The organism is Mesorhizobium sp. M0208, assembly GCF_040322015.1.
Taxonomy (GTDB): Bacteria; Pseudomonadota; Alphaproteobacteria; order Rhizobiales; family Rhizobiaceae; genus Mesorhizobium.
Window position 1 is genome coordinate 1 of the sequence record NZ_JAMYSP010000019.1, and the last position, 19,141, is coordinate 19,141.

At 63.0% G+C, this 19,141-nt stretch carries 17 protein-coding genes and 1 pseudogene; 5 read left to right on the top strand and 13 right to left on the bottom strand.

Translation table 11 applies throughout. From position 1 onward, the window contains the following. Positions 1–83 precede the first annotated feature (83 nt). The 3 genes and pseudogenes from NKJ17_RS19275 to NKJ17_RS19285 form a co-directional block, all read right to left on the bottom strand. A pseudogene (locus tag NKJ17_RS19275) lies at positions 84–351 on the bottom strand (DUF2384 domain-containing protein); the annotation flags it as partial. 98 nt (positions 352–449) lie between these two features. Further along, the gene (locus NKJ17_RS19280; protein WP_352505218.1) at positions 450–1,691 is read right to left on the bottom strand and encodes a class I SAM-dependent RNA methyltransferase; all 1,242 of its coding nucleotides are present in this window, start codon (positions 1,689–1,691) and stop codon (positions 450–452) included. Continuing rightward, complete coding sequence (locus NKJ17_RS19285) at positions 1,688–2,467, bottom strand: TlyA family RNA methyltransferase (protein WP_352505219.1); 780 nt, start codon at positions 2,465–2,467, stop codon at positions 1,688–1,690. The genes NKJ17_RS19280 and NKJ17_RS19285 overlap by 4 nt, the downstream gene beginning before the upstream one ends. A gap of 174 nt (positions 2,468–2,641) precedes the next feature. Between NKJ17_RS19285 and NKJ17_RS19290 the strand changes: the two genes are divergently transcribed. Continuing rightward, a complete protein-coding gene (locus tag NKJ17_RS19290) occupies positions 2,642–3,043 on the top strand; it encodes a GFA family protein (protein ID WP_352689779.1) in 402 nt (133 codons plus the stop codon). Positions 3,044–3,287: 244 nt separating this feature from the next. Here the strand turns inward: NKJ17_RS19290 and dxs are convergent, their stop codons facing one another. From dxs to NKJ17_RS19320, 6 genes are all read right to left on the bottom strand, one after another. After that, a complete protein-coding gene (gene dxs, locus NKJ17_RS19295; RefSeq protein WP_352476664.1) occupies positions 3,288–5,201 on the bottom strand; it encodes a 1-deoxy-D-xylulose-5-phosphate synthase in 1,914 nt (637 codons plus the stop codon). 81 nt (positions 5,202–5,282) lie between these two features. Further along, on the bottom strand, positions 5,283–6,203 hold the full coding sequence (locus tag NKJ17_RS19300) for a pirin family protein (RefSeq protein ID WP_352505222.1): 921 nt from the start codon (positions 6,201–6,203) through the stop codon (positions 5,283–5,285). Positions 6,204–6,212: 9 nt separating this feature from the next. After that, the gene (locus tag NKJ17_RS19305; protein ID WP_023716908.1) at positions 6,213–6,479 is read right to left on the bottom strand and encodes a DUF2277 domain-containing protein; all 267 of its coding nucleotides are present in this window, start codon (positions 6,477–6,479) and stop codon (positions 6,213–6,215) included. 109 nt (positions 6,480–6,588) lie between these two features. Continuing rightward, entirely contained in the window at positions 6,589–6,840 is a 252-nt protein-coding gene (locus NKJ17_RS19310) for an exodeoxyribonuclease VII small subunit (protein WP_031211056.1), read from the bottom strand. Between the two features lie 3 nt (positions 6,841–6,843). Continuing rightward, entirely contained in the window at positions 6,844–7,770 is a 927-nt protein-coding gene (locus NKJ17_RS19315; RefSeq protein WP_352476662.1) for a histone deacetylase family protein, read from the bottom strand. Between the two features lie 132 nt (positions 7,771–7,902). Then, the gene (locus NKJ17_RS19320) at positions 7,903–8,556 is read right to left on the bottom strand and encodes a TetR/AcrR family transcriptional regulator (RefSeq protein ID WP_352505223.1); all 654 of its coding nucleotides are present in this window, start codon (positions 8,554–8,556) and stop codon (positions 7,903–7,905) included. A 118-nt stretch (positions 8,557–8,674) separates the two neighbouring features. Between NKJ17_RS19320 and NKJ17_RS19325 the strand changes: the two genes are divergently transcribed. After that, positions 8,675–9,898: an MFS transporter gene (locus NKJ17_RS19325; RefSeq protein WP_352505224.1), complete on the top strand. Its 1,224-nt coding sequence runs from the start codon at positions 8,675–8,677 to the stop codon at positions 9,896–9,898. Positions 9,899–9,957: 59 nt separating this feature from the next. On the opposite strand, the gene ribB is transcribed toward NKJ17_RS19325, so the two are convergent. Together ribB and aroC are read right to left on the bottom strand one after the other, a co-directional pair. Beyond that, a complete protein-coding gene (gene ribB / locus NKJ17_RS19330; RefSeq protein ID WP_254818438.1) occupies positions 9,958–11,058 on the bottom strand; it encodes a 3,4-dihydroxy-2-butanone-4-phosphate synthase in 1,101 nt (366 codons plus the stop codon). Between the two features lie 109 nt (positions 11,059–11,167). Next, positions 11,168–12,268, bottom strand: a complete 1,101-nt coding sequence (gene aroC, locus NKJ17_RS19335; protein WP_352505225.1) for a chorismate synthase — start codon at positions 12,266–12,268, stop codon at positions 11,168–11,170. A gap of 275 nt (positions 12,269–12,543) precedes the next feature. On the opposite strand from aroC, the gene NKJ17_RS19340 reads away from it, so the two are divergent. Continuing rightward, the gene (locus NKJ17_RS19340; protein WP_023716902.1) at positions 12,544–12,807 is read left to right on the top strand and encodes a DUF1344 domain-containing protein; all 264 of its coding nucleotides are present in this window, start codon (positions 12,544–12,546) and stop codon (positions 12,805–12,807) included. 63 nt (positions 12,808–12,870) lie between these two features. Here NKJ17_RS19340 and NKJ17_RS19345 read toward each other — a convergent pair whose 3' ends face one another. Both NKJ17_RS19345 and fabI read right to left on the bottom strand, forming a co-directional pair. Then, positions 12,871–13,458, bottom strand: coding sequence for a histidine phosphatase family protein (locus NKJ17_RS19345; RefSeq protein WP_352476657.1), 588 nt, complete (start codon positions 13,456–13,458; stop codon positions 12,871–12,873). Between the two features lie 31 nt (positions 13,459–13,489). Then, positions 13,490–14,308: an enoyl-ACP reductase FabI gene (fabI, locus tag NKJ17_RS19350; RefSeq protein WP_352476656.1), complete on the bottom strand. Its 819-nt coding sequence runs from the start codon at positions 14,306–14,308 to the stop codon at positions 13,490–13,492. Positions 14,309–14,808: 500 nt separating this feature from the next. On the opposite strand from fabI, the gene NKJ17_RS19355 reads away from it, so the two are divergent. After that, complete coding sequence (locus tag NKJ17_RS19355; RefSeq protein WP_352689738.1) at positions 14,809–17,976, top strand: ATP-binding protein; 3,168 nt, start codon at positions 14,809–14,811, stop codon at positions 17,974–17,976. Continuing rightward, positions 17,976–19,124: a YcaO-like family protein gene (locus tag NKJ17_RS19360; protein WP_352689739.1), complete on the top strand. Its 1,149-nt coding sequence runs from the start codon at positions 17,976–17,978 to the stop codon at positions 19,122–19,124. The genes NKJ17_RS19355 and NKJ17_RS19360 overlap by 1 nt, the downstream gene beginning before the upstream one ends. Positions 19,125–19,141: the final 17 nt, after the last annotated feature.

Sequence of the window (19,141 nt, forward strand, 5' to 3'; positions counted from 1 at the left end):
GCCTCGCATCCAACGCCTCCGTGCAAATCACCAGGCGAAGTGAATCAAAATGCGGTCTCGATTGCCAGGTTTTTCGAGGTGTCCAGATCATAGGCGGTCTTTCCCACCCAGCCGGGATCGGCTGATGTTTGAACCAGATCGCTGCACGCACTTGATCGCCGGTCATCTCGCCGGCCGTCGCCAGAATACGAATGATGGGGCTCAATGCGGCGTCGACCTTGCGCGCTCCGGTCTTAGCGGCAAACGTGTCGCGGGCGATGCCGCTCAGGCCCGCCAGTTCCCGAGCAGTTCAGCCATCCGCTTCGACGAGAGAAACGGCGTCCGCTCCTCGCCGCAGCGCGATGCCGAAATATCAAAGGCTTTGGCTCATTATAAATTTCCTAGAATATTTGACCGGCGTACGCTCAAATGCGCTTTTTTAGTGCGCATTTCACGCCCGATAAATGCTGCTAGCGCCTTCTCTTGGGCTTCTCCAGCAATGCCACTGCCTCGACATGTGGCGACCACAGGAACTGGTCGATCGGGGTTACGCTCTTCAGGGCGTAACCGCCATCGAGGAGGATGCGAAGATCCCGCGCCAGCGTTGCCGGATTGCAGGACACCGCGGCGACCAGCGGCACGTCGGAGCGCGCGATCTGCTTCGACTGGTCCTCGGCGCCGGCGCGGGGCGGGTCGAAGACTACGCCGTCAAAGGCATTCAACTCCTTGAATGTGAGCGGCCTCCGGAACAGGTCGCGACGTTCGCCGGTCACCCGCTTCAGGCCGCTGGCGAAACGGAATGCCCGGTCGAGCGCCGCGAGTGCTGCCGCATCGCCTTCCACCGCGTGAACCTCCGATCTTGCGGCCAGGCGCAGCGCGAAGCTGCCGCAGCCGGCGAAGAGATCGGCGACCTTTTTGGCGCGCGCGAAATGCTGGCCGACAATGTTGGCCATCGCCTGTTCGGCAGCCTCGGTTGCCTGCAGGAAAGCGCCCGGAGGCACTGCGACGGCGACGCCATCAAACAGGACGACCGGTTTCTTTGGTTCGATAATGATCTCGCCGTCGATCGACAGCCTGGCTAGCCCCTCGGCCACGACGAAGTTGGACGCGACGCGGCGCTGGTTCTCGCCGAGCTTGCCGGAATCGTGAACCGCGACATCGAGGCCGGAACCGGTCACCGTCACCGCCATGTGGAACGATTTGGTCGTGGCGCAGATCAGTCCGGCAAGCATCCTCAAACGGTCGAGCGCAGCGACGATCTGCGGCAGCGAGATGGGGCATTCCTCGATCGAAATGATCTCGGATGACAGCGCGCGAACGAAACCGAACTGCATTCCCGCCTCGCTCCGCCGGGCGGTGAAGACGACGCGGCGGCGCGTGTGCGGCGCGCACGGCACCGGCGCGCCGACATCGCAAGCGATGCCCTTGCTCTTCAGCGCATGCACGACCTTTTCGCGCTTCCACCGGTGGTAGGCTTCAGTCTCGAGATGCTGGACGGCGCAGCCGCCGCATGCGCCGAAATGCCGGCACGGCGGATCGACCCGCAACGGCGAAGCCTCAAGGACCGACATCAAGGTGGCGCGATCTTTCTCCCGCGCGGCGGTGACGACCTCTCCCGGCAGCGCGAACGGAATGAAAACCTCGCCGGTTTCCGTCTCGGCGATGCCGTCGCCCTGCGAGCCCAACCTTGCGATCGTGAAACGGGTGCTCATCGCTTCTGGGTCTCGACGTCCTTGATGCCGCCGAGTAGGAACTCGCGGTTGCCGTCGCCGCCTTCTATCGGCGACAGATGCAGCCCCAGCGAGCGCCAGCCGGGAATGGCATCGAGCCAGTCCTGCATCAGGCCGGCAATGCGCGCCGCATCATAGGGGTCCTTCAACAGGCCGCCCTTGCCGATCGCCTCGCGGCCGGCCTCGAACTGCGGCTTGACCAGAAACACAGCCTTTGCGCCGTTCCCGGCCAAGGCAAGCGCCGGCGGCAGCGCCAGTTTCAGCGAGATGAAGCTGACGTCCGAGACGATGAAATCCGGCACACGGCCGCCGAGATCGGCTGCCGACAGTTCGCGCGCATTCAGGCCTTCAATTACCGTCACGCGCGGATCGCCGGCAACATCGGAGTGCATCTGGCCGTGCCCGACATCGATCGCCGTGACATGCGCCGCGCCGCGTTCGAGCAGCACCTGCGTGAAGCCGCCGGTCGAGGCGCCGACATCGAGGGCTTCGCTGCCGGTGGGGTCGAGGCCGAAATGGTCGAGACCAGCCTTCAGCTTCAGTGCGGCGCGCGACACGTAACCTTGCGCCGGATCGTCAACGACGATGTTGCACTCAGGCAGAACGGCCTGGCTTGGCTTGCGGGCGACGATGCCATCGACCGTCACGGTGCCGCGCGCCACGGCATCGCGGGCACGCGAGCGGCTGGCAAACAGGCCGCGGTGGACGAGCAATTCGTCGAGCCTCTGGCGTATGCTGGCTGGCGGAAGGGAAGTCATCGGCCTTCATGGCGAATGCCAACGATGATGGCAAGGATATTGGCGATGAGACAAGGCATGGCCGGAAAAGCGGTGAACGCATCAAGCCGCTCCGCTACCAGTCGAACCTCGCGCCAGGCGCGACGCAATGCTAAGAACGAGATGCCGTTTTGTGGTCGAAACGCGGAGGAGGAAATGCTGACGGAAACCTGCCACTGCGGTGCCGCCCGCTGGACCCTGGAGGGCGATCCCGGTTCGGTCACTGCCTGCAACTGCACACTTTGCCGCCGCTACGGCACGCTCTGGGCTTACGACTATATCGACGAACGCATCCGCCTTGCCGGGCCCGTAAGCGCCTATAGTCGCGTCGGAAAGGCTCATCCTTCACTTGAGATTCTCTTCTGTCCAACGTGCGCTTGCGTCCTGGCCTGGCGCGGTTTGCGTCCCGATGCGGCTGGGCGCTACCGCATCGCCGTCAATGTGAGGCTTGCGCCGCCCGAGGCCGTCGCCGATCTCCCGATCGACCATTTCGATGGTCTCGATACATTCGAGGATTTGCCGAGAGATGGTCGCTGCGTGCGGGATATGTGGTTCTAGTTTCTAGAGTCTCTTCGGGATCATGCTTTAGAATATCTTCCGCGAAACCCGCCGTTCGACGGCCGGCGTCAGACCGTCGCTGCTGTCGCCGGACACCTGCGTGCGCGGCCGGAAACCAGCAGCGTAAACAGCACGTTACGACTGTTCGCCGGCAATTTGATTCAAGCAGTTGAGATTTTGATTCAGACCGGCATCTTGCAGCCAAGTTGAATCGCTTCGGCGTCGCGGGACATGCGTCTAAAAACTAGGCGCGCTGGGCCTGCGCGGTATGCCCCAACGCCACGAACACAGTGCGCACGATGCCGGCGCTGTCCAGCCCGGCATCGGCATACATCTTTTCCGGCTTGGCATGGTCGACGAAGGCGTCGGGCAGCACGAGCGGGCGCACCTTCAAGCCGCTCTCCAGCAGCCCTTCATGGGCCAGGAACTGCAGCACATGGCTGGCGAAGCCGCCGACCGCGCCCTCTTCCACCGTCACCAGGATCTCGTGCGAACGGGCCAGCCGCCGGATCAGGTCCTCGTCGAGCGGCTTGGCAAAACGGGCATCGGCGACCGTGGTCGAAAGCCCGGCCGCGCCAAGCTCCTCGGCCGCGGCAAGGCAATCCTGCAGCCTGGTGCCGAAGGAAAGCAGCGCAACCTTGGTGCCTTCCCTGACGATCCGGCCCTTGCCGATCTCCAATACCGAGCCTCGTTGCGGCATCTCGACGCCAACGCCGTTGCCGCGCGGGTAGCGGAAGGCGATCGGGCCGTCATCGAAGCTTGCAGCGGTGCGTACCATGTGGCGCAGCTCGGCCTCATCGGCCGCGGCCATGACGACGAAACCGGGCAGCGTCGCCAGGAAGGTCGTGTCGAAGGCGCCGCAATGGGTGGCACCATCGGCGCCGACGAAGCCGGCGCGGTCGATCGGAAAGCGCACCGGCAATTTCTGGATCGCCACGTCGTGGACGACCTGGTCGTAGGCGCGCTGGAGAAAGGTCGAGTAGATCGCGGCGAAAGGCTTGAAGCCTTCCGTGGCAAGGCCGGCGGCGAAGGTAACCGCATGCTGCTCGGCGATGCCGACATCGAAGGTCCTCGCCGGAAACGCTTCGCCGAACAGGTCAAGCCCGGTGCCGTTCGGCATGGCGGCGGTGATGGCGACGATGCGGTCGTCCTCTCGGGCCTCCTGGATCAGACTTTCGGCAAACACCTTCGTATAGCTCGGCGCATTGGCGGGCGCCTTGGCCTGGGCGCCGGTGATGACGTCGAATTTGTTGACGCCATGATATTTGTCGGCCGCGGCCTCGGCCGGGGCGTAGCCCTTGCCCTTCTGGGTCACGACATGGATCAGCACCGGGCCGTCGGCATTGTCGCGGACGTTCTTCAGCACCGGGATCAGGTGCTCGAGGTTGTGACCGTCGATCGGACCGATGTGGTAGAAACCCATCTCCTCGAACAGCGTGCCGCCGGTGACGTAACCGCGCGCGTGCTCGACCGCGCGCTTGATGGCGCGATCGGCGCGCTCGCCAAGATAGGACGTCAGCTTCTTGCCGAAATCGCGCAACCCAAGATAGGTCTTGCCTGAGGCGAGCCGCGCCAGATAGGCGCTCATCGCACCGGTCGGCGGGGCGATCGACATGTCGTTGTCGTTCAAGATGACGATCAGCCGGGCATCGAGTGCGCCGGCATTGTTCATCGCCTCGTAGGCCATGCCGGCCGACATGGCGCCGTCGCCGATGACGGCAATGACATTGTTGCGGCCATCGGACAGATCGCGCGCCATCGCCATGCCGAGGCCGGCTGAAATCGAGGTTGAGGAGTGGGCTGCGCCAAACGGATCGTATTCGCTCTCGACGCGACGCGTGAAGCCGGACAGGCCGCCCTCCTGCCGCAGCGTGCGGATGCGGTCGCGGCGGCCGGTCAGGATCTTGTGCGGATAGGCCTGGTGGCCGACGTCCCAGATCAGCCGGTCGTCCGGCGTGTTGAAGACGTAGTGCAGCGCGACAGTCAGTTCGACCACGCCGAGGCCGGCGCCGAGATGGCCGCCGGTGTGGGAAACGACGTCGATCAGTTCGGCGCGAAGCTCTGACGCCAGCTGCGGCAGGTCGGCTTCGGCAAGCGTGCGCAAATCGGCTGGGACGCGGACCTTGTCGAGAAGCGGCGTATCGGGCTTTGCGTTCACTGTTTGCGAGCCTGGTCAGATTTTCTGTTCATCGTGAAATATGCCGCTGGCCGGCGAATGTAAATGTGGCGGTAACGCGCATCAGCTTTCGGGCAGCGGGATGAACTCTTGCTCGTCTCCAGGAACGATATCGAAGCGGCCCGTCTTCCATTCTTCTTTCGCCTGCTCGATGCGTTCCTTTGAGGACGATACGAAATTCCACCAGATATAACGTTTCGAACCGAGCGAAGCGCCGCCAAACAGCATGAAATGGGCGCCGCCCTCCGATGAAACAACGATCTCATCGCCGGGCCGGAAAACCAGCAGCCGCTCGGCCGGGAAGCGGTCACCGGATATCGAAACCTCGCCTGCCAGCGTATAGATGGCGCGCTCCTCGGCGTCGGCCGGGATCTTCACGCTGGCACCCGGCGCCAACCTGAGATCGGCATAGAGCGTGTCCGAAGCGGTGGCGACCGGGGAGCGCAGCCCGGACAATGCACCGATGACGATACGGCCGCTGACACCCTCTGCATCGATTTCGGGCAGGCGCAGGGCCGCGGTGTTTTCGAAGACCGGCGCGACCTCTTCCTTGCCGTCCGGCAGCGCCAGCCATGTCTGCAGGCCGGAAACCGACATCGGCAAGCCGCGCAGTTCTTCCGGCGTGCGCTCCGAATGGACGATGCCGCGGCCGGCGGTCATCAAATTCACGTCGCCAGGCTGGATCACCATCTCGGTGCCGAGCGAATCGCGGTGCCTGATCTTGCCGTCGAACAGGTAAGTCACCGTCGACAGGCCGATATGCGGATGCGGGCGCACGTCGAGCGCCTGGCCGGCCCGCAGAACGGCTGGACCCATGCGGTCGAAGAAGATGAAGGGTCCGACCAGCCGGCGCCTGGCCGTCGGCAAGGCGCGGCGAACCTGAAATCCGCCGATGTCCTTGGCATTCGGAATGACCATCAGTTCGATCTGATCGCTGGCGAAGGCATCGCCCATCTGCGGATCGTTTCCGGGAAAGAAGCTCACGCGGTCCCCTCAGGCGAAGCGAAGTGCAGATTTGGCCTTCGCCTTGGCCGCCACCTCTTCGCGATTGCGCGGATGCTGCGTCGTCTCGAGGCTGTCGAGCAATTCACGCGCCGAGGCGGCAATGGCCTCGACGGCATGGTCGAACGCATGCTGGTTCTGTTTCGACGGCCGTGTCGTTCCGCTCAGCTTGCGGACAAACTGAAGTGCGGCATCGCGGACCTCGTCATTGGTTGCCGGCGGATCGAAATTGAACAGGGTTTTGATGTTTCTGCACATCGTTCGCAATCTCCTCTCGTCCTGGAGCCGTTTCAAACGGGATGAGTTTTACCCTCAATCGTGATGATGTCCAAAGCCGGTAAGCACAATCGTCGTTCGAGGCCGCGCCTCAGTCCGCATCCAGCGGCTCTGTCCCCACCGGCTTGCCGTCACGCGACAGCCTGATTTTCTCGACCTTGTCCTCGGCCGCTTTCAGCAGCCGGTCGCAATGCGCCTTCAGCGCCTCGCCGCGCTCGTAAATGCGGATCGACTGGTCGAGCGGCACGTCGCCGCGCTCCAGATCGTCGACGATCCGTTCCAGCGCCTCGAGCGCCTGCTCGAAGCTCATCGCCTTGACGTCCTCGTTGGTCTCACCAGCCATCATCTATCCCTTCATCAGCCGCCCGACATGGGCGGCGACCGAAAATGCCAATCCCTGCAGATCGTAGCCGCCCTCGAGAACGCTGACGAGCCGGTTGCGGCTATGGCGCCCGGCTCGTTCGAGCAACTGGCCGGTCGCCCAGTCGAAATCATCCTCGGTCAGGTTGATCTCGGCCAGCGGATCGCGGTGGTGGGCGTCGAAACCGGCGGAGATGATGATGAGATCGGGCGCAAAATTGTCGAGCGCCGGCAGGATGCGTGACAGAAAGGCGTCACGGAAAACATCGCTGCCGCTCTGCGGCGCCAGCGGCGCGTTGACGATGTTGCCGGCGCCGGTTTCGCTCGCGGCGCCGGTTCCCGGGTAAAGCGGCATCTGGTGTGTCGAGCAATAGAGCACCGACGGATCGTCCCAGAAGATGTCCTGCGTGCCGTTGCCGTGATGCACATCCCAGTCGACGACGGCGACACGGCCGGCGCCATGGTTCTTCTGCGCGTAGCGTGCCGCGATCGCCGCGGTGTTGAACAGGCAAAAACCCATGGAGGTGGTCTTTTCGGCATGATGGCCGGGCGGCCGTGCGGCGACGAAGACGTTCTCGGCACGGCCGGTGAAGACGTCATCGACCGCGGCGTTGGCAGCTCCGATCGCGGTCACGGCAGCCTGCCAGCTCTTCGGGCTGGCGGTGGTATCGGCGTCGATACGGGCGATGCCGGTGTCCGGTATCGCTGCACGGACACGTTCGACGAATTCGGGCGGATGCGCGTAGAGAATGGTTGCCTCGTCGCCTTCAGGCGCCTGGACGCGATCGAGCGCCGCGAAGGCCTCGTCGTCAAGCACACGCTCTATGGCGCGCAGACGGTCCGGCCGCTCCGGATGACCGGGCGGTGTTATGTGCTCGAGGAAAATCGGATGCGTGTAAAGTCTCGTGACCATGCCCCGATATAGGCGCGCCTTACCGCTTTGGCCATGTTTTCGCGCGCTGGTGACGCGATGTTCAACAGGGTTTAGGCAACCGGCGTCGGCCGAGCCCACCGCGAGCCGCCTGGGATTGGCGAAAAGATGATCTCAGGCCGGTGATCGGTCAACCTCGGGCTGCATCGCTGACGGTCGATCAGGTTGATGCAGCCTGCCGGTGCGATTGAGCAGCCCCTCCAGAAGAACCTTGAACGCCTTCACTGCCTTCTTCGACGTCGCTTCGGGATCGTTCGAATTTGCGATCCACTGCGCCGCATGCAGCGAGGCGCCGCTGACCAGCCTTGCCGCGGCTTCGGGATCGACGGCGAGAATTGTCCCCTCGTCGCTCAGTCTTTGCAGGCTCTCTGTCATCGAGCGGATGCATGTGCTCTGGCTTGGCCATTGCGATGGATCGCCGAGCACCGCCGGCCCGTCGCGAAGCACGATACGCTGGATCTCCGGCTCCAGCGCCATCTCGATATAGGCGGTGCATTCGTCGACAAAGCCCTGCCAGAGATTGTCCGGCTTGGCCGAAACGACCTTCAGCCGGGCTGCCATTTCGGCGTCGATCTCGGCGATAACCGCCTGGAGCAGGCCCTTCTTGTCGCCGAAGTGATGATAGAGCGCACCGCGCGTCAGCCCGGCCGATGCCGTGAAGTTATCCATCGAGGCTTCGGCATAGCCGAGCGTGCCGAAGGCCTGGCGCGCCGCGGCAATCAGTTTGGCGCGGGTCTCGGCAATCATCTCCTTGCGTGGTTTGTGCATGCACTGGCCCTATTAACATACGCTTCGCATGCCAATTGACATACGCCACGTATGATCTATTTAAACTCATACGCTACGTATGTAATCGCCGAACCGGCCGTTGTCGAGGAGCCAGACCATGCAAAATCCCTATTCCCAGATCTTTCGCGCGCCGGGCGCCAAGGGCTTTGCTGCCGCCGGGTTCGTTGCCCGGCTGCCGATGGCCATGGCTCCGATCGGGATCGTCGCAATGCTGTCGCAGACCGATGGCCAATACTGGCTGGCCGGTGCCGTTTCCGCGACATATGCGCTGGCCAACGCTTTCGTCGCCCCGCAGGTATCGCGACTGGTGGACCGCCTCGGCCAGACGCGGATTGTGGTGCCGACCACCATGATTTCCGCGCTCGCCTTCGCGATCCTGATTGCAGCGACCAATCAGCATTGGCCGATATGGACGCTATTCGTCTCGGCGCTGCTCGCCGCCGTCATGCCCAGCATCCCGGCAATGGTGCGCGCACGCTGGACCGAAATCTTCCGCAACCGCCCCGAGTTGAACACGGCGTTCGCCTTCGAGTCGGCGGCGGACGAACTGGTCTACATCGCCGGCGCATCGCTGTCGGTCGGACTGAGTGTCGCGCTTTTCCCGGAAGCGGGAGTGCTCGCGAGCACATTGTTCCTGGCCTTCGGTTCGACGGCCTTCATCCTGCAGCGCTCGACCGAACCGCGAGCGCGACCGGTGGAACACGGTTCGGGCGGCTCGGCAATCCGCCTGCGGCCGGTCCAGATCATCACCTTGGCCCTGATCTTCATCGGCGCGACCTTCGCCACCACGGAGGTGAGCACCGTGGCGATCACCAAGGAGCTTGGCCAGCCGGGCGCCGCCAGCTTCGTCATCGGCGTCTACGCGCTCGGATCGTTCGTCGTCGGCATCGTCATCGGCGCCCTGAACCTGAAAGTGCCGCTGCAGATTCAGCTTGCCATCGCAATCGCCATCATTGCGCTCACCACGCTGCCGCTGCTCGTCGCCGACACCGTGCCGCTGCTGGCACTGGCCGTCTTCGTCAGCGGCGTGGCAATCTCGCCGACCTTCATCACGGCATTCGGCCTGATCGAGCGGCGCGTGCCGGAGGCGGTGCTGACCGAGGGCGTGACCTGGGTGATGACCGGCATCGGCATCGGCATGGCGCTCGGCTCCTTCGCCGCCGGCTGGGTGGTGGACGCTTTCGGCGCGCAGAACGGGTTCTGGGTATCGGTGGCATCGGGCACAATCGCTTTGGCCATCGTGCTCGCCGGCCAGCGCAGCCTTGCCGCGCCGAACTGCGACATGGCGGCATGCGACGCAGCCGCGGTCGCTGCGGAATAGTTTCCGGTGCGTCCGGCCCCGAGCCGGGGCCGGACGCATACCAGCACCGTGAGAATGGCCTAAAGAATCTCGGTCTTGGCGATGTGGATGCCAAAACCTTCGAGGCCGACATAATGGCGCTCGCGCGAGGCGATCAGATTTATCGAGGAAATTCCGAGATCCTTGAGGATTTGCGCGCCGAGGCCGATCTCGCGCCATTCGTTTTCGCGGCGGCGAGCCTCTTCGTGATCCTCGCGGTCGCCGGCAGCCGGGCGCTTGCGCTCCTGATGGGCGACGCCGACTGAGCCTTCGCGCAGATAGACGATGACGCCGCGCTTACGCTCGCCCATCGTCTTCATGATGGCGTCCAGTCTGTGGCTGGTGCCGAACACGTCGCTGACCACGTCCTCGGAATGAAGGCGCACCGGCACCTCCTCGCCGTCGCGGATGTCGCCGAAGACGATCGCTACATGATGCATCGAATCCCAGGGCAGCGTGTAGGTGAAGACCTGTGCCTTGCCGCCTGCCGTCTCAATGTCGGAACAGGCGACACGCTCGACCAGCGTTTCCTTGCGCTGCCGGTAGGCGATGAGGTCGGCAACCGAGATCTGCTTCAACCCGTGCTTTTCGGCGAAGGCCTGCACCTGCGGGCCACGCATGACGGTGCCGTCATCGTTGACCAGCTCGGAAATCACGCCGACCGGCGGCAGGCCGGCGAGCTTGCAGAGGTCGACAGCGGCCTCGGTATGGCCCGAACGCATCAGCACGCCGCCTTCGCGTGCGATCAGCGGAAAGATGTGACCGGGCCGGACGAAATCGGAGGCGCCGACATTGCCGTTGGCGAGGTTGCGGACAGTCAGAGTACGGTCGTCCGCCGAAATGCCGGTCGTGGTGCCGTGCTTGAAATCGACGCTGACGGTGAAGGCGGTGGTGTGGGCCGAATCATTGTCGGCGACCATCGGCGACAGGTTGAGCCGCTTGGCTTCCTCGCGCGGCATCGGCGTGCAGACGATGCCCGACGTGTTGCGAACGATGAACGCCATCTTTTCCGGCGTGCAATGGACGGCGGCTACGATCAGGTCGCCCTCGTTCTCGCGGCCGTCATCGTCCATAACGACGACGATCTCGCCGCGCTCGAAGGCGCGCAGGGCTTCGACGATCTTCTTCTGGTCGTAAGGCATAAGTGCTCGCTTCGCTCGCAGGGAATAGGGGAGTAGGGCAGTACGGGAGTAGAGAAAAGGAAAAAATGCTGTCGTGGGAGCTGCGTAACCTACTCCCCTACTCTACTCCCTACTGCCTTCCCGTTTGTCCCCGATGACGCAGATAATGATCGGCAATGGCGCAGGCAACCATCGCCTCGCCGATCGGTACAGCGCGGATGCCGACGCACGGATCGTGCCGGCCCTTGGTCATGATCTCGACGTCGTTACCGTCCTTGTCGATCGACTTTCGCGGCGTCAGGATCGACGAGGTCGGCTTGACGGCGAAACGCGCGACGATCGCCTGGCCGGTCGAGATGCCGCCGAGAATGCCGCCGGCATTGTTGGACAGGAAGACCGGCTTGCCGTCATTGCCCATGCGCATCTCATCGGCATTCTCCTCGCCGGTGATGCGGGCGGCCTCGAAACCGTTGCCGATCTCGACACCCTTGACGGCGTTGATCGACATCAGGCCGGCGGCGATGTCCTGGTCGAGCTTGGCATAGATCGGCGCGCCAAGCCCGGCCGGAACGCCGTCGGCGACGATCTCGATGACCGCACCGACCGAGGAGCCCGCCTTGCGGATGCCGTCCAGATATTTGGTGAAGACGGCGACGGACGCCGGATCAGGTGTGAAGAACGGGTTTTCGGCGTCGCCGACGAAATTCCAGTTCCAATTGGCGCGATCGATCGATTTATCGCCCATGGACACCAGCGCGCCGCGCACCACCATGCCGGGCACGACCTTCCGGGCAAGCGCTCCGGCCGCCACCCGCGCCGCCGTCTCACGCGCCGAGGAGCGGCCGCCGCCGCGGTAGTCGCGCAGACCGTATTTGACCTCGTACGTGTAATCGGCATGGCCCGGCCGGAACTGGCGGGCGATGTCGCCATAATCCTTCGAGCGCTGGTCGACATTCTCGATCAGCATCGACACCGGCGTGCCGGTCGTGATCATCGTCTCGCCGTCCTCATCGAGGACGAAGCCGGACAGGACCTTCACCTCATCCGGTTCGCGACGTTGCGTCACAAAACGTGACTGGCCGGGGCGGCGCTTGTCGAGTTCGGCCTGGATCTCGTCGCGAGTGAAGCGGATGCCTGGCGGACAGCCGTCGACGACGCAGCCCAACGCCGGCCCGTGGCTTTCGCCCCAGGTGGTGACGCGGAAAAGATGGCCGAACGTGTTGTGCGACATGGAACCAGCCCTGCCGGCGTCGGAGCCGGCCTAGCGCATAACCCCGAAAATCGGAGCGATTTTCGGAAAGGATCATGCACAAAATCAAAAGTGCTACAGCGTCCTTTGCGCGTCCAGGAGGACGCGCGGCGCTGTCGCCTGCCTTCTATTGGCGTTTTCCACAGTGGTCAAACTGTGATCCGGCGGATTTAGTTTTGACACATTCGATTGGTTTCTGCTCAGTTCCGTTCCGTTGGACCGAGCCGCTGTACCGGCAATGATTAAAGAGGACGATGATGCGTATCCTGATTGGCGCTGTTGCCGCCACGCTGTTGATTTCCACCGCCGCCTTCGCCGGCCAGACCGAAGGCCTGATCAAGAAGGTCGACAAGGATGCGCTGACGCTGACGCTGGACGACGGCAAGTCCTACAAGCTGAACGCCGAAACCGACCTCGATGCGCTGAAGCCAGGCATGGACATCGTCCTCGCCTATGACGTGACGAATGGCGAGAATGTCGTCACCGATATGGAACTGCCGGACACCGGATCGACCGAGTAGGACGCGTCGACATTCAGCTGATGCCGGCCCGACCTGATCTCAACATACGCTGCGTCATCGGTCTCAAAGCCACTCCAGGCGCCGGCCGTCCAGTCTGAGCACGCGGTCCTGCGGCACGTCCATGCTGACCGCATCTTGTTCGGACATCCCCAGTACCAAGCGGAACATTACGCGCATGACGCCACCATGGGTCACGCAGACCGTCTGGCGATCGAGCGCGTCGAACCACGGCTTCACCCGTTCGAGCAGCATCTGATAGCTTTCGGCGCCTTCGCCGGGCGGCTGGAAATTCCATTTATCGAGCCGGCGGCGCCTGGTCGAACCAGGATTGTTCGCCTCGAGTTCGGCAAAGGTGAAACCCTGCCAGTCGCCAAAGCTCAATTCCACGAGCAGCGGCTCGGTACGATAGGCGTGCGGATCGAGCTTCATCGCCGCGCGCAGGCGCTCCATCGTCTCGCGCGTGCGCCGCATCGGGCTGGCGACAAAGTCGAAATCTTCGGGCTTGTCGATGAGTTCGGCCAGCCTGCGCCCGTTGCGGCTAGCCTGCTCGCGGCCAAGCTCGTCGAGGTCGGTATCGGCCTGCCCCTGCAGCCGGGCCTCGGCGTTCCACGCCGTCTGGCCGTGGCGCACGATATAGACGAGCGGGTACATCAGGTCTTCCGGAGGAGGTCAGGCGGTGGCGTCAGTCCTTGACCGTCGAAATATCCGGCGCGTCGACCGCCTTCATGCCGACAACATGATAGCCGGAATCGACATGATGGATCTCGCCGGTGACGCCACGCGAAAGGTCGGACAGGAAATAGACGCCGGAATCGCCAACCTCCTCCTGCGTGACCGTCTGCTTCAACGGCGAATTGTATTCGTTCCATTTCAGGATATAGCGGAAATCGCCGATGCCGGATGCGGCAAGCGTCTTGATCGGGCCGGCGGAGATCGCGTTGACACGGATCTTCTTGGCGCCGAGATCGACGGCCAGATAGCGCACGCTGGCTTCGAGTGCCGCCTTGGCGACACCCATGACGTTGTAGTGCGGCATCACCTTTTCCGCGCCGTAATAGGTCAGCGTCAGCAGCGAGCCGCCGTCGGTCATCAGCGCCTCGGCACGTTTGGCAATGGTCGTGAAGGAATAGACCGAAATATCCATGGTGCGCAGGAAATTATCGCGCGTCGTCTCGACATAGCGGCCGGTCAGCTCGTCCTTGTCGGAAAAGGCGATAGCGTGGACGAGGAAATCGAGCTTGCCCCAATGGCTGGCGATATCGGCGAACACCGCATCGAGGCTGGCCGGGTCGGTCACATCGCAGTGGCCGGCGACATGCGCGCCCAGTTCCGCCGCGAGCGGCTCGACACGTTTCTTGAACGCCTCGCCCTGATAAGTCAGCGCGATCTCGGCGCCGTGATCGACACAGGCCCTGGCGATGCCGTAAGCGATCGAGCGATTGTTGGCGATGCCAAGGATAAGGCCGCGCTTGCCGGCCATAAGGCCCCGTTCACCCGCCATGTCAGCGCTCTCCGCAAGGTTCTCTGCTTTGTGGAGTGCCTATCGCACAGCCACAGTGCCCCTTCAAGCGTTCAAAGCGGACAGTTCGGGGGACAAAGCCGCTGGTCTACAGAGCCGCGAGTCCTTTTGGGCGCGCAAAGGACGCTGTAGCGCTTTGACCTTGGAGTGGCGGGCCAGTGGAAAAATCCGACGCCAGTATCGGTGTCACGGCGGAAGATGACCCTTTGGCAGAAGTTTCGTTGGCCAGCGGCCGAAGCCACGGTCATGACCCCGAGCCGACTTCCATACTTTGGGCCGTGGACGACCGCTTTGCGGTGCGCCGGGAGCGGACGTCTGGGCTTAGGCCGTCGAATGTCTGCCTTTGGACAAAAAATTTGACGTTGAGTCCGCCAACCCACAGGCGAGAGGTCCTGAGCAGCCGTCGCACCTTCCGGCGATCGCCGCTCAGTAATTTGTGCTCTGTCATACTTTTGATAGTATGCCCTGTCAGCGAGGGTGACATGTCGCATAAGAGCCGAGTTGATGTTCCGAAGGCGGGGACTGGCTCGCGCCTTCCGATCGGCAAAGGGTTGATGGATGACGGTGTCGAGACCCGTCACGAACGGCGCATACTAACCGCTCTTTGCTACGATCTCGTAGGCTCCACCGAGCTGCTGGGCCTGCTCGGCATCGAAGATTTTGAGGAACTTATCTTGGCGTTTCAAATGGCCGCCAAGGAAGCGATTGTATCGTGCTCCGGAACCGTGACGGTCGAGGTCGGCGACGGCGGCGTCGCTGTGTTCCCAGTCGATCTGGGTGCGAAGGATGCGGCGTCGCTGACGATCAGCGCCGGGCTTGGGATCGTCAGGGCGTGCAAGCTCCTTGCCGCGGAGAAAGGGAGGAGCGACCTGCATGTAAGGGTAGGCGTGGCGACCTCGATGACGCTAATCCTGAAGGGCGACACCGCTGTAGCGCAGGACACGGTAACCGGCCCTGCATTTGCGCTGGCAACCAGGCTGCAGGCAATTGCCCGGCCGGATACCGTCGTCGTGTGCAACGAGACGCGTAATCTGGCACGGCGCTCACACGTATTTAGCTTCTACGGTTCTCACGTCATCAAAGGCTTCGCGCAACCCGAGCAGGTCTGGCAGGCGCTGAGTCACAAGCGGGGGGTAGACCGTTTCTCCGCGTTCGGACGCCTCACCAGCCCCTTGGTCGACCGTACGGATGAGGCCGAGCTGATCCACGAATGTTGGAATGAGGCCGTTTCGGGACGTGGCCAAGTCGTAGTGATCGAGGGCGAGGCCGGCATTGGCAAGTCGCGCATCCTACACGAGGTGCGCCGGCGAACGCGCTTCCAACGCAACAGGTTGCTCCTCTTCCAATGTATGCCAGGCGACTCGCGTTCGACGCTGTATCCACTGCGGCAGGCGATGCTGGGCAATTTCGACGACGGCGAGCGTGCACTCACCCCTGCGCTTGTAGCAGAGGTGTTCGCAGCACATGACATTCACGACGCCGAAGTCGTCGACATCTTTTCTTTTCTGCTCGGCGTGGAAGGCGCGAGGTCCGGTTTCCATGAGATGGATCCGGAAGTGATCCGAGAGAAAGCCGGTTGGGCTGCGCGCCATGCGTTACAAGCAACGTGCGCCAGTGGCCCAGTGATCTTGATCGCTGAGGATATTCACTGGATCGACCTTACGTCGAAGCAACTGCTGGGTGAACTTGCAAAACTGGTTCCTAGTTGCCCCGTGCTCTTGATCGCAACGACGAGGCCGGGATCTGGCGACTGGCTGGATGAAAAAAGCAAGCATGTCCTGCTCGCTCCCCTTGAGCATGCCGACACCTTGCGGGCAATCGCGACGATGTGGCCTCAGGGCAAGCGAGCGCCCGCGCCTGAGCTGATAGAGTTGGTCGAGCGCGTCACCGGCGGTGTACCCCTGTTCATCGAGGAGGTTTGCCAATGGATGGCGGAGAATGCCGCTAGCGGTACTGAGCACCTGCCACAGGGTGTTTCGCTCGGCCGCGCGGCGGTGTTGGAAACAGTGTTGGACGCCCGGCTCGAGCCTCTCGGCCGCGCCCGCGAGGTGGCGCGCGCGGCCGCCGTCGCCGGCAACAGATTCAGCCTGGACTTGCTGTCGGCGCTCTTGCCGGAATTTGACCCGGGCACAATCTCTGCGGCGCTCAATGCCCTGGCCGAGGCTGGCTTCGTACGCGCCAGGCATGCAGCAGCAACAGTGTACGCGTTTCGGCATGCGCTTATCCAAGAAACGATCTATAGTGGAACACTACGGAAACGGCGCCGGACCCTGCATCAGCGTCTTTATGCGGTGGCTAGTGGCAACCGCAGCCTCGTTGGCTGGCTAACAACGGCAGCTCTTGCCGATCATGCTGAGCGAGGTGGCCTGCTTGACGAAGCGATCGGCGAGTTCGTCAATGCCGGCATGGAAAGCTCGTCCCGCTCGGCTATGGCTGAGGCAAGGCAGCTGCTCGAGCATGCCATTGCGCTTTGCGGGCAGGTTTCTGATCATGACAAACGGGATGCGCTGCGGCTCTCGGCGATGGTGGCGCTCGGGCCGATATTGACCGCTGTCGAAGGGCCAAATTCCGAGCACGCCCGCAGGCTCTACGACGAAGGCGTAAATATCGCACGGCGTCGGCCGATAGCGGAGCGCGCCAAGTGGTTCCCGATCTATTGGGGTTGGTGGTTCACGGGTTCGGTCGTTGATGGCGAGCGGGCGCAGGCCGTCGTCAGTGATCTAAAGGAGGTTAACGACCCCGAGATTCAGCTTCAGGCTAGGCACTGCTTGTGGGCAGTCGATTTCAATCGCGGAGACCATGGTGGATGCATAGCCGCGGTTGATGCTGGATTGCCGCACTATGACGTGGGCCAGGGGCACGCGAATGCCACGCGTTTTGGGGGGCACGACGCGCGCGTGTGCGGCTTGGCGCATCGTGCACTGTCGCTGTGGTTCTCGGGACGTGCAACGAGCGCTCTCCGCTCCATGTCGGAGGCCCGCCGCTGGGCTCAGCAGACTGGCCATGTCAGCAGCATCGCGCATGCCTGTATCAACGGCGCGATGCTGAGTTGCTATCGCCGCGACTTCGCTTCGTTGCGTGACGTGATTGAGGATCTGCGGCAGCTGACCGCGCTTCATCACCTGCCTTCGCTAGTCGTCTCGGCACAAATCTTCGAGGGCTGGTGCGATGGCAACGCTGGCCACCTCGAGCGGGGCAAGGACAAGATGCGTGAGGCCCTCGGCCTGCATGGACAAGTGCAGACACCTGAGGACGAGGCCGTCTATTGCGGCATGCTGGCGGAACTTCTCGCGCGCTCGGGTGAGATCAGTGGCGCGCTTGCCCTGCTTCATTCGGCGGTGGCGCAGGCCGAGGCGGGTGGCAGTCGATATTGGCTGGCGGAACTACATCGGCGAATTGCACAACTTCTCGTCCTTGACGGCGCGGCAGCTGGCCAGGTGGCAGCTGCCCTTGAGAAGAGCCTCAATACTGCAGCCGAGCAAAATGCCGTGCCCATCCTCATCGCGGCCTACGAGACGCTCAGCGTGTCAAATCTCTCGCCCGTCCTGCTTCGGAGCTACAACGACCGTATCGAAGCGGCAAGGAAGTCGGTTGAGCCCGGCGAACCGCTGATCGTCAACCCTGAGCCGGAACTGCGGGCCAGCCGATAGTGGAACAATATGAGCGCCTTGGTCCTCCGGCAGACGAAGCGCTGACGTATCTGATGTCGATGCGACAAGCGTTGGGCATCACCCGTATTGCGGACATTACCGGCCTGGACCGTGTCGGCATCCCGGTCGTGCAGGCAACGAGGCCGTTCTCGTTTTCAAACGCGGTCGCGCAGGGAAAGGGTGCCAGCCTGGCTCGCGCTGCCATATCGGCCATTTTGGAATCCGCTGAGAGCTTTTTCGCCGAGCGCATCGAATATCTTGATGCAGCTTACGCTTCGGCCACTTTACTCGGCATACCCTACGGGCGATTTGAGACGTGGCTGCGAGAGCCCGCCCCTGCTGATTGGCGCGGCCGAAAAATCGCTTGGATGGAGGCGGAGAACCTGCTGGGCGGCGGCCGCGACTTCGTTCCGCTGGAATTGGTGCACACGGCCTATCTCGTACCGCCCAGCCCCTGTGACGGAATTTTCACGCCAACCACAACCGGACTGGCGGCCGCGCTTGATGAAGCAGACGCCATCACACACGGCATATTGGAATGCGTCGAACGCGATGCGATCGCCCGCGCTCTCAAGACGCATGGTTTTCTGCAACACCAGCGAATCGATCCAGCGACCATCGATGACGCAAGGGTCTTGGCTTTATTGGATGAACTCGCACGAAAAGACATGATCGTCGGCCTTTGGCTCGCGCCGTCGCCTGTTGGCCTGCCTGTGATTTGGTGCCATCTGATTGAGAGCAATCCTCGAGAGACGGCATTGCTCCATCTGCCGGCCGACGGCTCGGCCGCTGCATTCGATCCGGCGGCAGCTGCCGTCCAAGCGATCCATGAGGCGGCGCAGGCGCGGCTTGCGGCGATCTCGGGTGCGCGCGACGACATGACCCGGGCGTCTTATCCGAAATATCCCGACTGGCAGCTTATCGAGGCGCACCGCCAGCTGATCACCGGCGGCCGCAAGGACGTGAGTTTCGCCCGCCAGCCTGCCGATCGAGCGGCGAGCGGGCAGACCTTGCGTGGCAGCCTTCTCGCACGACTGGAGGAAAGCGGAATCAGCGCGGTGTATCTGATCCGCCTCAACACCAGCCCTTGGAACCGACTGTCGGCCGTCAGGATAGTTATCCCGCAATTGTACCCTTTAGTGGAGTGACCGGATGCGACCTCGGC